Annotated in this window: 13 protein-coding genes; 3 read left to right on the forward strand and 10 right to left on the reverse strand. The window is 34.5% G+C overall.

The genetic code is table 11. The features are described 5' to 3' along the window. Positions 1-72: 72 nt before the first annotated feature. From AXY_RS11060 to AXY_RS11100, 9 genes are all read right to left on the reverse strand, one after another. Positions 73-2,502 carry an ABC transporter permease gene (locus AXY_RS11060; RefSeq protein WP_231841348.1) on the reverse strand — a complete coding sequence of 810 codons (2,430 nt, stop codon included), beginning with the start codon at positions 2,500-2,502 and terminating at the stop codon, positions 73-75. A 257-nt stretch (positions 2,503-2,759) separates the two neighbouring features. Then, positions 2,760-3,617: an ABC transporter ATP-binding protein gene (locus AXY_RS11065; protein WP_015010903.1), complete on the reverse strand. Its 858-nt coding sequence runs from the start codon at positions 3,615-3,617 to the stop codon at positions 2,760-2,762. 25 nt (positions 3,618-3,642) lie between these two features. Then, entirely contained in the window at positions 3,643-6,165 is a 2,523-nt protein-coding gene (locus tag AXY_RS11070) for an ABC transporter permease subunit (RefSeq protein ID WP_231841349.1), read from the reverse strand. A gap of 172 nt (positions 6,166-6,337) precedes the next feature. After that, positions 6,338-6,721 carry a hypothetical protein gene (locus AXY_RS11075; RefSeq protein WP_172635012.1) on the reverse strand — a complete coding sequence of 128 codons (384 nt, stop codon included), beginning with the start codon at positions 6,719-6,721 and terminating at the stop codon, positions 6,338-6,340. 193 nt (positions 6,722-6,914) lie between these two features. After that, the gene (gene treR, locus AXY_RS11080; RefSeq protein ID WP_015010906.1) at positions 6,915-7,628 is read right to left on the reverse strand and encodes a trehalose operon repressor; all 714 of its coding nucleotides are present in this window, start codon (positions 7,626-7,628) and stop codon (positions 6,915-6,917) included. 30 nt (positions 7,629-7,658) lie between these two features. After that, positions 7,659-9,338, reverse strand: coding sequence for an alpha,alpha-phosphotrehalase (gene treC, locus AXY_RS11085; protein WP_015010907.1), 1,680 nt, complete (start codon positions 9,336-9,338; stop codon positions 7,659-7,661). Positions 9,339-9,446: 108 nt separating this feature from the next. Further along, complete coding sequence (treP, locus tag AXY_RS11090) at positions 9,447-10,889, reverse strand: PTS system trehalose-specific EIIBC component (protein ID WP_015010908.1); 1,443 nt, start codon at positions 10,887-10,889, stop codon at positions 9,447-9,449. A gap of 236 nt (positions 10,890-11,125) precedes the next feature. Further along, positions 11,126-11,824, reverse strand: a complete 699-nt coding sequence (locus AXY_RS11095) for a Crp/Fnr family transcriptional regulator (protein WP_015010909.1) — start codon at positions 11,822-11,824, stop codon at positions 11,126-11,128. Between the two features lie 29 nt (positions 11,825-11,853). Continuing rightward, positions 11,854-12,063 (reverse strand): heavy-metal-associated domain-containing protein, encoded by a 210-nt coding sequence (locus AXY_RS11100; protein WP_015010910.1) that lies wholly within the window; start codon positions 12,061-12,063, stop codon positions 11,854-11,856. 367 nt (positions 12,064-12,430) lie between these two features. Here AXY_RS11100 and AXY_RS11105 point away from each other — a divergent pair, with 367 nt between their 5' ends. From AXY_RS11105 to AXY_RS11115, 3 genes are all read left to right on the forward strand, one after another. Beyond that, entirely contained in the window at positions 12,431-13,300 is an 870-nt protein-coding gene (locus AXY_RS11105; protein WP_015010911.1) for a M23 family metallopeptidase, read from the forward strand. A 16-nt stretch (positions 13,301-13,316) separates the two neighbouring features. Then, positions 13,317-13,706 carry a bactofilin family protein gene (locus AXY_RS11110; protein ID WP_015010912.1) on the forward strand — a complete coding sequence of 130 codons (390 nt, stop codon included), beginning with the start codon at positions 13,317-13,319 and terminating at the stop codon, positions 13,704-13,706. Positions 13,707-13,892: 186 nt separating this feature from the next. After that, entirely contained in the window at positions 13,893-14,792 is a 900-nt protein-coding gene (locus tag AXY_RS11115) for a DUF1002 domain-containing protein (RefSeq protein ID WP_015010913.1), read from the forward strand. 75 nt (positions 14,793-14,867) lie between these two features. Here AXY_RS11115 and maa read toward each other — a convergent pair whose 3' ends face one another. Then, the gene (gene maa / locus AXY_RS11120) at positions 14,868-15,431 is read right to left on the reverse strand and encodes a maltose O-acetyltransferase (RefSeq protein ID WP_015010914.1); all 564 of its coding nucleotides are present in this window, start codon (positions 15,429-15,431) and stop codon (positions 14,868-14,870) included. Between the last annotated feature and the right edge of the window lie 298 nt (positions 15,432-15,729).

Here is a 15,729-nt window from a genome sequence, read left to right on the forward strand (position 1 = left end):
AGCCATAAAAATAAAACAGCAACATTTACAATAAAAGTAAATATCGCTGTTTTATTAATACTATTTTTCATCTCAACTGTTTCGACGAACTCGTCTTAAAGCAAACACTGTTAAAATTACGCCTGATACCGTTTGAACGATTATTCCTAACCACCAATTTAAATACGCGTAATCATGAATGGTCGCCATTTTACCTGTCATGATTTGACTAATATCTAAATAATGAAATGGTAAGAAGGCATGGATTTCATGTGGCCAAATAATTGCTAACAGTAACCCAGCGCCAAGAGCACATAATGAGACTGCCATTACTAACCATTGATTTTTCAAGTACGTAGAAACTAGGTAAACAACTTGATTAACAAAGAACAGATTAGACAATAGTAAGCCTGTTCCAATCAACAGCCATTGCCATAATGGTAGAATTCTGAAATATTTAAGTTGCATCGGAATTTCTATTAATTGATCGGCTTTCCCATTACCTGCAGCATATGAAATATACTGAATAAACGGGAACTCTAATTGTCCGACACCATTTAATAAACTGCCAATTATAAACGTGATTAAACCAACTAAAAGTGTAAAACAAATTCCCATACTTAATGATGCGACAATTTTAGCAGTAAAAGTCCTTTTTAATGAAATAGGCTGGACTAATAAGTAACGAATTGTTCCACTACCATCCCATTCACGGACATAGCTTAAGCTATAAAAACCAACCAGTAAAATGAGCAGGACAACGAAATAATAGTGGTTAAAGAAATCAGCCAGTAAATTCAGACCACTTAATGTATTATGCTCTTTATTTACCTCTGCTAAATAACGATCGAAGACATCCTTCTCTACCATTGCTGGCGGTTCATCTTCCCCACTTCGAGGCGATTCTTGATACGTAGGTGTAAACAAAGTTTGATAAGGTCCGCCTGGCGTAACATAATCGATCCCCTTCTCGAGTTTCCATTCGCTTAAACGATAATTAATATACGCATTTGGAATAAAAATCGGATCTGGAACCGGGATAACCTGAGAAGAGCTAGCAGTCCCAGTCCGAGTTACAAAGTGATAATCATTTTCTAAGTCAGTAAATTCTATTTGTGATAAACCCTGATAATTATTATCGAGAACTTCGGCTTCGAGATCCTTTAATTTAGACAGTTTATTTTCTAGTTCTTGACGTTCATTTTGAAGCATTAAAATATAGTTCTTAAAATCCTCTTCCGTAGAGCGAGGAAGATCAGGGATTGTTAGTAAATCATGATGAATTAATTCTTGTTCTAGATTAAGTTCAATTTCCGCTTCATATTGAGCTATTTGATTAAAGAAACGCTCAGAAGTTTCTTGGGCATTTTCAGTCTGATCCTGATAGCTATTCACAGCAAAATATAGCGTAAACGCTGCTAAAATAGCCGTTGAATAAAACAATATTGCCTGACGATGTAACTTCAACCATTCAAAACGGAACAAAAATCTGTTTGTAAGCTTCTTTATACCGTGAAACTTAAGTTTACGTTGCCACTTCGGTAAGTGAATTGGCCTTAATAAAACAAGCCCTGTCAACAAGCTGACCACAATAAATAATAACAGTAACGCAGTCATAATTGATCTTGTCGACTGAGTTAACAAATAGTTATTTAAATTAAACCAAGCAACTGGATTATAAGTTAACAGCCGAGCTGGTTGTAGTCTGGTGAGTTGTTGACCAATTAAGATTAATATCGTATAGATAAAACTAATAAACAACTCATTATTAAATAGCTTCGCAAAAAGTGTTACGACAATTAAAGACAACAATGTAAGACCAATAAAGAACAGTATTTTAAACAGTAGCATTTGCCACAACGGCTTAGATAAAACTCCCGCATCGGTATAAGTCAGCACCGGAAATTGTAGCTGCGCCTTAAGTGAAACTGTACTAAACAGTGAGAGTATTAGGCTCATTCCAACTGATGAAGCAATATATGTTCCAATAATCGAGAAAAACAATTTTAACTTCTGCCCCATAATTTTCGGGTAAGAAATCGGCAATACTTTAACATAACTAAAAGATGCTCGATTCGGCTCTAAAAAGATTGGTAAACAGAAGAAAAAGATAATCAACATCATTGCCGGTAAACTAAAGAGAATATTGTAACTATTGTACAAGACAAATAAACTATTATAGTCTCGATCAAAATCAAACTTACCAACTTCATACTCTACGGCCCAATCTAGTTGGTGCTTTTCAGTATGTAGTTCTTCCAAACTGAGTGCACGTAGCTCGGGGTCATGTTCTTGCACTTGAATGAGTAAGTCCCATATTTTTTGTTTCGCCACATTCATGTCATACCAATCTTCATAAAATGCAGCAATACTATAATTGAAGCGTTCACGTTCTGCTTCATCAAGTAAATCATAAATCACTTGCATTTCTTCACTAATCTCTACGATCGGATCGATAATATAGTTATCATAATTCGGAATTCTCCAGCTAAGATCAGCAAGTAATTGATTCGCTCTCGTCATTTCCTCCGAACGAAAATCAACCGGGGATAATAATCGACTCAAAAAAATCACTAATACAATAAGCATCGGAATGATAATTAAAGTAGATAAAAACCTCTTGTTTCTAATTTTCTTAATTTCAAAGGAAAAAAGGTTCATATTTTCATCACCTATTAATCATATTTAAAATTAAATCCTTCTTATTTAGCTAAAGAACGACTGACAATCTTCAGTTGATCACCACTCGTTCATTTAGTTCATACTTCATACAACTAAAACTAAACTTCCTGATAAATTTCGCGATAGAGATTTTCACTACTAAATTGTGTCCGTTCAATATCGACAATTGGGTTATCGTCTTGATTTAAAAGGCTAATCGCTTGATTTAAATTTGCTTTATCAACAATAAACTGTGTATCATTAATAACCTCAACTTGAATGTCTTCATATTGCTGTCCTACTGGTTGTTTTGTAACAGTCAATACGTAAGAAAAATTATGATGATCAGCGAGATCTCGATAAATAATTTCGCCGTCTTTTAAAAAGTAAATATGACGTGTCATACGATCAAGCTCATTTAAATTATGTGATGAAAGTAGAACTGTCGTCCCTTGAGCTGCTAGTTCACGAATAATCTCTCTAATTCTTATTAAACTAGTAGGATCAAGACCATTAAATGGTTCATCGAGTAATAACACTTTAGGCTTATGAATAATAGCTGAAGCAAATAACAGATGCTGTTTCATTCCTAAAGAGTACTCTCCAACCTTCTGATACAGATAACTATCATTACCGACATGCTTTGATACTTCCTCCACTGCATCTAAACTCAAATTCTGTGCATAGGCCACATACGATAAGTGGTCATAGCCCGTTAAGTGGGGATATAAGACACTATTGTCCTGCATAAAGCCGACCTTCTTATACATGTCTGTTTTTGTAAATAGTTCATCAGCCATCGTAACAGTTCCACTATCAGCCTTGATTAAGCCCATCATACAAGATAGGAGTGTCGTTTTACCAACACCATTTGGACCAACTAGACCTGCAATCTCACCTTGACCAATTTCAAAGTTAATATCCGCCAATACTTTCTTATCATGATAACTTTTGGTTAAACCTTGTACCGAAATCATTTCATTACCCCTCTCTATAAATAAATTAATCATTAAACTTACGTAATCTTCTTAAGCTAAGTAAAGTTAAGCCAAGCGCTGCTAGACTTTGGACAATCATCCCAGTGCACCAATTTAAATATTGATAGTTTTCTAATATCGCAGTCTCACCAGTTAAAATTCGACCAATATCTAAATATAAAAACGGTAAAAACTGTTGAAAATCAAATGGTAAAATAATCGAAAAGATATAACCAGCACCTAAAATTAGTATGCTTGTCGCCATGATAGCCCATTGGTTTTTGGCGAAGGTTGATAAGTAGTATACAAGCTGGTTAATCATTACTATATTTGTTAGTAATAACCCTAACCCCATTAATAGTAGTTGCCATAACGGGATAATTCGGAAAAACTTCATCGTCATTGGAATTTCAATAAATGCTTCTTTACTAGCAAGACCTAATGAATCAGAGACGTATTGAACAAATGGAAAATTGAGCTGTCCAACTCCATTTAATAAACTACCAATCACAAAGACTAACAAACTGGTAATGGCAACGAAGCAAAAGCCCATCGTTAGTGAAGAAAGCATTTTAGACTTAAAGGTTCGTTTTAGTGAAATCGGCTGAACGAGTAAATATCGAATCGTCCCTTGACCGTCCCACTCTCTTACATACGATAAACTATAAAAACCTATTAACAAGATAAAAATTACTAAATAAAAGTACTCATTAAACAAATCAGCTAATAAGTTTAGGCCACTTAAATAACGATGTTCCTTGTCCACTTCGGCTAAATAAAAATCAAATACCTCTCGATCAATTCCTGAAGGTGGTTGCATTTCACCGCTTCGAGGCGATTCCTCATAACCTGGAATTAATAACGTCTTGTATGGCCCACCCGGTGGAACAAAGTCAATTTCATTTTCAATTTTCCACTCACTTAATCGATAGTTTATATATGCATTCGGCATAAAGATTACGTGATCAATCGGAATTGTAGAAGAACTTTGAACTTCACCTGTTCTAGCCACAAACAAATAATCATCTTTCAAGCGCCGGTGCTCTATTTTATTTAGCACTGATAAATCACCCGAGAGAAAATCAGCTTCAATCGCCTCGATCTCAGCTAGTTTAGATTCAGCTACCTGCTGCTCTGATTTATACATATTTAAGAACTGCTCTAGCCAAATTAAATCATTTGGATGTGTATCAGGATTGTCCAAGTGCTGCTGATAGGCTTCAATGATTTCTGGGTAACTATCAACCTGATTTCTTAACCGATCTCGTTCATTAACATAATCTTGATAAGCTTGATCAGTCTGAACTTCTAAATATTGATAGCTATCAATTGCAGAAAATAACGTAAAGGCAACAATAATTGCTGTTGAATAAAACAAAATTGACTGCCTATTTAGTTTTAACCATTCATAACGTAATAAAAAACTCTTTGATAATTTTCGAATGCCACGATACTTGGCCTTACGTTTCAATTTTGGTAGTCGGAGGTTTCTTAATAAGACGAAATATGTTAAACAGACTACGACAATAAAGAGAATCGCAAGTACAGTAATAATCCTGTCAGTTCGCTGAAAAAAGATAAAATTAGCTGTATCGAGCCATGCAAATGGATTAAATGTTATCTTTGCTGTTGAGCTAAGACGTGTCATTTGCATTCCAATCAAGCCAACAGCACCTACAATAAATGTGATAAATAGTTCGTTATGAAATAACTTTGCTAATACAGCTACGATTACTAAGGAAAGTAACGTCAGACCAATAAAAAATAAAATTTGAAACAACAATACCTGCCAAAAAGGTTTAGTTATCATTTCTCCTTCAGCAATTTTAACTAGAGGGTAATTTAACTGGGCTTTTAATGAGGCTGAATCAAATATAGAAATGAGTAGGCTTCCTATAATCGTAGAACCAATGTATGTTCCAATAATCGCAAAAAATATAACTAACTTATTACCCATAATTTTTACATAACTTAGAGGTAAAACTTGTGAAAATTTAAAAACCGAGTAATTAGGCTCTAAAAAAATCGACAAACAAAAGAAGAAAATAACTAGCATGATTGCTGGCAAACTAAAAAGCCAATCAAAACTCTTAAATAAGACAAATAAACTATTTTGATCAGTTGAAAAGTCGTGCGTACCAACATCATACTCGACAGCCCAATCAATAACTGGCTTTTCCATCTGTAAATCCTCTATATTGACAGATCGTAACTCTGGATCGATCTCAGCTATCTGAAGTAATAGATCCCATATTTTCTGCTTTGCTTTATTCATATCTGTCCACTCTTCATAATATGCAGACACACTATACGTAAAGCGTTCACGCTCTGCTTGATCAATCAATTCATACAGAAGGGCATCTTCATCACTTAATTCAGTAGTCGGATCTTGCTCCGCATAGTAAAAATCAGGGATACGCCAATTCAAATCCGCTAATAGCTGATTTGCTTTAATTCGCTCTTGCTCTGAAAAATTTATATCAGTAAAAAATCTAAGTGTAAAAATAGTGATCACAATTATAATCGGAATCGCTATTAGTAAATACATAAATCGTATATTTCTTATCTTTTTTAACTCAAAAAGTAAAAAATTCATATTATCACCCTTTATTTATCATATGCAATATGATAAAGGTTAATATGACTAATAGCAATAGAAAGGGTCAGAATTAATAGACTATTTAAATGATTTCGACGTTTCCCTGGATTTCAATTTGAAATTACCTAACTCTTACTAATTCTACGTCTTGTATATCTGTACCATGTACTTCAAAGTGATAAGCTTGGTTTGGTTTTAATGTTAAGTTTTGTTGACCTAAATAGATCCGCTCATTATTTTCACTTATTAGGAAAAAATCAAATAGCATATTTCCTTTTAATGTGAAGTCCTGCTGATTATCAAACACCATACTCATGATATCGCCTTTCTTAATTCTCGAACCATCTGCATAAGCCATTCCATTACCAGTAAATGCTGTGTCAATTTCAATTTGATAAATAGAAAAGTGTGCATGATTCTCTAAACTTATAACCATCGTGTTTTCAGTTGGCTCAGTAGCTTGAGACGAGTAACAACCAGCTAATAAGAAAATACAAAAAGTCATTAGTAACAAAAACAACAGCAGTTTACGATTCACAATATCACCCCAAGTATATTTTGTTAATTCTACATTAAACCATTTCTTATCGTTTATCAATAAATTTTTATCGATAAACATATTTTAGCATGCAAAAAAACTCAATTGAATAATCAAATATTCAATCGAGTTTTTCTTATATAATCATTTTCTTTAACTTTTAATTAAGTCGACGGGCAAAATCTACGAAACGAAATTTATCTGGGCGATGTCGTGATTCTGTATACTGAAATAAAGTTGCATCATCTAAATAGACATAGTTTTTGATTAACACAACATGACTATATCCCTCAAGGTCAAGTAATCGTTCATCTTCTTCTGTTGGTTCTTCTACGGTGATTTCCTTCTTTGCAAAACTAATCGTTAAGCCTAGCTCTTTCTCTATATAGGCATAAATTGAATCCTGACAAATATCAACAGTTAAGTCTGGAACTCGATCAGCAATTAAAAAATCTTTATCTAATATCACCCGCTCACCAGAGAATTCTCGAACTCGAATGATACGCCATACTTTATCATCTTTATCAATCTGTAGACGATCCTGCAAGAACTGATCAGCCTTAACTAACTCTAGTTCCTCTACATGCGTCTTCACATCTAAATCCATCTTCTCAATAATCTCTTTAAAACTAACTAAACCAGAGACAGGGAAATCAAATTTATTACGTTCAATTAAGACTGAACCTTTTCCTCTTACCTTTTGAATATAGCCTTTTTGAGATAAAAGATTTAATGCTTTTCGAATCGTTTCTCGAGATGTTTGGTAAGCATCCTTTAGCTCGTTCTCTGAGGGGAGTAGTTCACCTACTTCCCACTCCTCACGTTCAATTCTTTCAACTAAGGACTGGTAAATCAGATCATATTTACGTTTCATGGTAGGACTTCCTTATCTAAACATTTTCGTTTATGTTAAATAATAAACAACAGATTCATAAGGCCGTAATTTTCCTGACTCAGCTTGACCTATCTGATCTGAATAATTACTAATCAGAACTTCAGCTTGGTTGTAATCAGTATTGATTAATTTCGTTAGATCATAGTCAACTGTATCAGCATAGAAGTTATTTAATACGACCAGTCGTTCATTATTATACTCCCGAATATAAGCAAAAATTGCCTGATCATCAGGTAAAATTAACTGATAATCTCCTAATGTTATAATATCATATTCTTTCCTTAATTGAATCAACTTTTGGTAATGATAAAAAATTGAATTTGGATCTTTCAAGGCTTGTTCTACATTTATATCTTGATAGTTATCAGCTAAATCGATCCAAGGCGTACCTTTTGTGAAGCCAGCATTTACATCACTATTCCATTGCATTGGTGTTCGTGAATTATCTCGTGACTTTTCACTTAAGATCTTTAATAACGTATCAGAATCGATGCCTTCCTCACGCTTCATGTTATACATGTTTAACGATTCAACATCACGATACTGGTCAATTGATTTGAATTTAGGATTTGTCATTCCTATTTCTTCACCTTGATAAATGTAAGGTGTTCCTTGCATAAAGTGAATGGTTGTTGCCAGCATTTTTGCTGATTCTTGATGATAATTTTGATCATCTCCAAAGCGAGATACGATACGTGGTTGGTCATGATTACACCAAAATAGTGCGTTCCAACCTCCACCTTTATTCATACCTACTTGCCAATCTGATAAAATTTTCTTTAATTCAAGGAAATCAAATGGCGCAGTTGTCCACTTTTCCCCATTTGGGTAATCAACTTTTAAGTGGTGGAAGTTAAATGTCATATCAAGTTCTTCACGTTCTGGTTTCGTATACTTGATACAAGCATCAATTGAAGTTGATGACATTTCTCCAACTGTTAATAAATTCTTCCCTTTAAAAACACGCTGGTGCATCTCATGTAAATATTGATGAATTTTCGGTCCATCTGTATAGAACTTTCTACCATCACCCGGTGAGACAGATCCATCATCGTCTGGGAAGTTTTGATCTTTAGATATTAAGTTAATGACATCTAGTCGGAAACCATCGACGCCTTTATCAATCCAGAAATTCATCATTTCATAAACTGCATCGCGGACTTCTTCATTTTCCCAGTTTAGATCAGCTTGGGTTGTATCAAAGAGGTGTAAATAGTATTGATCTGTCGTTTCATCATATTGCCATGCATTTCCACCAAATTTAGATTGCCAATTAGTTGGTGGCTGATTATTTTTACCGTCTTTCCAAATATAGAAATCACGATAGCGATTATCCTTGCTAGAAGCAGATTGCTTGAACCACTCATGCTCTGTCGATGTGTGATTTACAACAATATCGAAAATAATTTTCAGATCACGATTATGCGCTTCTGCTAATAAACGCTCAACATCTTCCATTGTGCCATACGGCTCAAAAATCTTATAATAATCACGAATATCGTAGCCATTATCATTTTGAGGTGAGTCATAAATTGGCGTTAACCAAACGACGTCAACACCTAATTCTTTTAAATAATCTAGTTTTTCAATGATACCATTAACGTCACCAACGCCTGTGCCTGTCGTGTCATTAAAGCTTTTCGGGTAGATTTGATAAACTACTGATTTTCTCCACCATGGTTGCGTCACGTCTTCATCCCCTTGCAAATATTATATTTTTTTATTTTTCAATTGTGTAAAATAAGCAACAACCATTTTACTAAGAAGATACTTAGAAAATGGTTGTTTTATCATTAATTACTCTTTTCCTAAACGCTCGTATGCATTTTTGCCTAATTTAGTTTTAGCTAATGCTAATGTCAATAGGATTGGAACTGCAATCGCTACTGCCATTGCGATAAAGAACATTAACCAGTCGCCAGCTTGGATAGATAGGAATCCTGGAATTCCACCAACACCAATTGAGTTCGCCATAACACCTGAACCTACAGAGATTACAGCTGCAAGAGCTGATCCAACCATAGCTGCTAAGAATGGGAAGCCATATTTCAAGTTAATTCCGAACATAGCTGGTTCTGTTACACCTAAGTAACAAGATACTGCTGCGGGAATAGAAACTTGTTGCTCAGCTTTATCTCTTCTATTTAGAATAATCATTGCTACAACTGCAGAACCTTGTGCAATATTTGATAATGCAATCATTGGCCATAGGTTCGTAGCATCAAATTGACTCATTAGCTGTAAGTCAATCGCATTTGTCATATGGTGTAAACCGGTAATAACAAGTGGAGCATAAGCAAAACCAAACACTGATGCAAATAACCAACCGAATGCTGATGTTAGACCAGTGTAAACAATACTAGAAATCCAGTCACCAACTGCCCATCCAATCGGTCCTAATACAACGTGAGCTATAATAACTGCTGGAATAAGTGCAAAGAATGGAACAAAGATCATCGATACAACACTTGGGATAACTTTTCTTAACCAGATTTCTAAATAAGCTAAAACAAATCCTGCTAAGATAGCTGGAATAACTTGTGCTTGATAACCAATCATATCAACTTGTGCAAAACCAAAATCCCAGAATGGAATCTCTGTCGCTTCTGCCACACCATAAGCATTGAGCAATTGCGGTGATACAAGAGTTAAACCTAGAACAATACCAAGAATTTGAGTTGTTCCCATTTTTCTTGTAATAGACCATACAATACCTACAGGCAAGAAGTGGAAGATAGCTTCACCAATTAACCAAAGGAAGTCAAATGCTCCTTTCCAGAATTGCGATAATTCAATTAATGTTTGATTTCCATTTGGCCCAAACTCAGCAATCTCACCAATAATATTTCTAAAACCTAAAATAAGACCACCGACTACTAAAGCTGGAATAATTGGTGTAAAGATTTCTGCTAAGTTAGCAATTAATCTTTGCAAGAAATTCATATTTTTCTTCGCTGCAACCTTTGCATCGTCTTTTGTAGCTGTGTCACCTACACCCGCTACTTTAGTAAATTCATTATAAAATGATGCAACTTCATTTCCTACGATAACTTGAAATTGCCCTGCATTTGTAAATGTACCTTTAACAACATCGAGCTTCTCAATCGCTTTTGCGTCAGCTTTCTTTGTATCATTCAATACAAAACGTAACCTTGTTGCACAGTGAGTTACTACTGAAATGTTCTCGCTTCCACCGACCAACTTTAAAAGCTCTTTTGCCGAATCTGTGTATTTGGCCATTATAATCCCTCTCTTTTCTTAAATTATAGTAATGATAAACGATAGCATGTATATACAAGTTGTGTTTACGCTTCCATTCTAACCTGTATATACATGTGTGTCAATATCAACTTCTTACATTTAAAATCCTTTATATGGTTTATGAGTAAATACGCAAAACAAATAGCGTCAGTGTATATATTTCCACTAACGCTAAATAATAAACAATCATAATTATCTTAAATATAAATACTAACCTATACCTCTATTAACATAGAATCTAGATCATGAATAATCATTTTTTTATGCCCTTTTGGCGTTAAGTACCCAGATTTTTCAAAGGTTTTTAGTGTGCGACTAACCGTTTCGGGTGTCGTTCCTAAATGGGCAGCTAAATCCTTTCTTGACATTGGCAGGATGATTTCTGCTTGATTTTTAAATGGTGGCATCAGCTCTGCTAAAAAGTGCGCAAGTCTGACAGGTACTTTCTCCGTTGCGACTCGAGCAGTTTGTTGCTCTGCTTGTTCTAATCGTGTAGCTAATTCATTTAAGATGTGTAATGAAATAGCTGGATACTTCGCTAATAAATTTTGTAGATCAGCTCGAGATATTCGACAAATTTGGGCTTCTTCAATTACCTCAGCATAAGACTCATGCTCGCTTTCACGAAAAAGTGCCAACTCTCCAGTGAAATCACCTGGCAACAACAGTCTGACTAACTGTTCCTTTCCAGTCTCAGAGAGACGATATACTCTTACCTTTCCTTTATGAACAACGTAAAGTGCATCTGATACATCTCCAGCATGGAAAAGGTGTTCACCTACTTTATATTGAGAAGAATGAACTGTTTTCATAATCTCAGCCATTTGATTATTGTGAAGGTGATTAAAGATCGGCACCAATCTGACACACCCTTGCATGGAATGACTATTTGTTCCATCTGATTGTAAATTCATCATTTCACCCCTAAATTTTTCTCGTTTCATTAAGAAACTACTGCAAAGCCTATTGATTTAATTACCGATTCCAGCTGATTAATTTCAACTTTTGATGGATCAAATCCTACTTTTACTTTACTAGAGTTAAAAAATACATACACCTCTTCTACCCCAATGTGCTCATTTAACACTGTTTCTATCTTATTAATACAACTTGGACATGTTAATCGCTCTAACTGAAAGATAGTTTTTTGCACTTAAATCATTCCTTCATCTAAGTAGTAGTTAAAATCAACTCACTTTTATCTTCTTACCTTTATTATACTAAAAGCTTAATGTTAAAAACTTGATCAGAATCAATTTTTGATCTGTTGCACTTCACGTTCGTAAGTCCAGCAAAATATCTAGCATTTCAATTATAAATATCTCAATTATGACACATTATGACTAATTATATTTCAAGTTTGTTACATTTCCTCTAAAACTATTGATAATTAATAGGTACTTAATTATGGTAAAAGAGAACTACACGACCATATTTTACATTAGTGCGGATATTTTTTATGAGAGGAGTGACTAGAACTGAAAGGAAAAAAGTTTCAATTAAGAAAATGGACGTTTACTATGGTATCCAATAATATTAAAAAGCCTGTTAAGCATTTTACTATCTCACGTTTGTTTGTATTTTTTGTCCTTTTACTATTTTTATTACCCTCAGGGCTTTTAATTTATACCATTTCTGTTAACCAGGACTTATTAATTGATAATCAGCTACTAAATGAAGGCCTAGCTGAGTTAAACAACACAAATACTCAGTTAACGACACAAGTAGAACGTCTAATCGATGAACGTGATCAAGTGATTAATCGATATTTTGAATTAGAGAAAATTGAAGAGATGATTCACCAGCAGATGAGTGATCTACCTGAAGAGGCCTTAGGAGGAATTGAAATTCCACTTCAGGATACGAGTTTATTAAATTTGGACACTGTTCCGGCAGATGATCTTTTATTAACTTCAAATTGGGTTGATCGCTATCATCAAACAATTGCAAGTATTGAACAGCTAGAAGAAAACTTGCTCTATATCCCGACTGAATGGCCAACAGATCCGAATACAATTACATCACCATTCGGTCCAAGAAAAGATCCCTTTAATCGAACTAAAGCGATCCACTCCGGTATTGATGTGCGCGGGAAAACAGGGACACCTATTTATGCTGCAGCAGATGGAACGGTTGATTTGGCGCAATACTACGGTGGATATGGCAATACGATTATTATTAATCACGGCGGTCGCTATGAAACACTTTATGCTCATCTTTCAAAAATTCACGTTGAGCAAGGAGATCAGGTTAAAAAAGGTGAAGTTATTGGGGAACTAGGTTCTACAGGACGAAGCACCGGACCACACCTACATTATGAAGTAATTAAAGATGGAACTCCTGTCGATCCTGAACAATACTTAAACTTTTTTGAAGACAAACAAAACTAAGAGAGAGGTATTCACTGTGTTGAATAAGAAAAAAAAACAGAAAGTGATTGAAACAATCATCGGTAAAGAAACCGTCATTGAAGGAAATATTAAATTACCAACGAGTCTACGAATCGACGGAAAAGTATATGGCGAAATCAAATGTGAAGGTAATGTCTACATAGGCAAGCACGGATATGCAGAACCAGCTATTGAAGCAAAAAATATTATTGTAGCTGGTGAAGCAAACGGCAATATTATAGTTAGCGAGAAAATTCAGATCCATGCTGGTGGTAAAGTCTCTGGACAAGTTCAATCTGGAGGACTTATTATTGAAGAAGGTGGACTATTTAACGGAAATAGTACCATTCACACACCAAATAAACACACTAAAAAATCAACAGAATCAAAAAACAAAGCAATCTAGTAAGTCATTCATTGACTTACTTTTTTTATTGTAAGTAATAGATAATTAATTTACGCTTGAATGATATTAATTGTTGTTATTTAAATGAGACTGTCTATTCTTAGCGATATTTTTAACAAGACAAGCCTAGCTAAATGTTGTAAAATATATGTAAGCTTTTTAACAAAGTGAAAAGGAGATTTTATCATGAAAAAGGGTTTATTAAAATGTAGCATGATTTTATTAGCTATCATATTCTTTATCAACGCAACAATTCCAACAGCCTTTGCTGATGCAATTGCCGGAGAAATTATTGTTACGCTTGGTGAAGACTTATCTCAAGATCAAAAAGATGCTATTTTAAAAGAAATGGGAATTGACGATAAGGAAAAGGTTACAATTATTTACGTAACAAATGAAGAAGAACATAATTATTTAGGAGATTACATCCCTGCATCTCAAATTGGTTCAAACGCACTATCATCTGCTCGAATTGATATGCGTGATGAAAATACAGGGATTACAGTAACGACAAATAAAATTACTTATATTACAGGTTCAATGTATTCAAACGCTTTAGCTACTGCTGGGATTAGTGGTGCTGAAATTTATGTTACTGCACCTTTTGACGTATCAGGGACTGGTGCGCTAACAGGTATTATGAAGGCTTATGAGGCTGTTACTGGCGAAGAAATTGATGAGGAAGTCAAACAAGCAGCTAACGAAGAAATGGTTGTAACTGCAGAACTTGCAGACGACGAAGACATCGATGAAGAACAAGCAACAGATTTAATGAACCGTATTAAAGAAGAGATTGAAAAACAACGTCCTGAAACGACAGAAGATTTACGTGAATTAATTAAACGTGTAGCAAAAGAATTAGGTATTGATTTATCTGATTTACAACTAAACCGTCTAGTCGAATTATTCGATAAATTACGTAATCTAAATATTGATTGGGGTAAAGTGACAGATACAATTAAAGCAACACGTAATTGGATTAGTGATTTTGCCGAAAGCGAAGAAGGTAAAGGACTCGTTAAAGCAATTGGTGATTTCTTTAAAGCAATCTGGGATTGGTTCCTATCAGTATTCTCAAACGATTAATGATTAAGCCACTGGAAAGATATATTTCCAGTGGCTTATTTGATTTACCTGAAAGCTATTTACTTGTGTTGATAATCAATCTAGCTCGATTTGTTTAATGACCCGAGCAGGATTTCCACCGACGACGACATTGTCTGGTACATCTTTCGTAACAACAGCGCCTGAAGCTATAACAACATTATGACCAATCGTAACGCCTGGATTTATAACAGCACTACCCCCAATCCAAACATTATTACCAATAGTAACTGGCTTACCAAACTCCCGTCCTGAATTCCTTAACGTCGGCTCTATAGGATGCGTTGCTGTATAAATGTGAACACCCGGTGCCATCATACAGTTATCCCCAATATGTACTTCACATACATCTAAAATACAACAGTCAAAGTTCGCAAAGAAATTATCACCAACATGAATATTATAACCGTAATCACAACGAAAATTAGGTTCAATCGTTATCGCACCTTTAACTGAGCCGAATAATTGCTTTAGTAATTTTGAGCGTTCACTAACCTCAACTTCAGTTGTTTGATTATATAGACGTACGAGGCGTCTAGCTTGTAAACGTTCATTAACTAGCTCAGTATCACTTGGATCATAAAGTTCACCAGCGATCATCAGTTCCTTGTCTGATTTCATTAGCTATCCCCCTCCTTATATATTATTTTATTAACCGTTTAAATCTTAACAAAAAATTATATATCTGCATAATGTAAACTTTTTCATTACATTAATCTACATTGCAATTATCAAGTAAGTAAGAATGATTGATAATTCACAAATGAATTTTATCAAAAAAAATTTCTTTAAGTATATATTCAACATATATAGAAATACTATTACTATGTACATTTGGACTATTAATCTTATTTAAATCATTGTGCTTGACATATAAAATAGATACTTTATAATAATGGGTATCCAATTAGAATTATTA

Origin of the sequence: Amphibacillus xylanus NBRC 15112 (assembly GCF_000307165.1) — a bacterium.
GTDB lineage: Bacteria > Bacillota > Bacilli > Bacillales > Amphibacillaceae > Amphibacillus > Amphibacillus xylanus.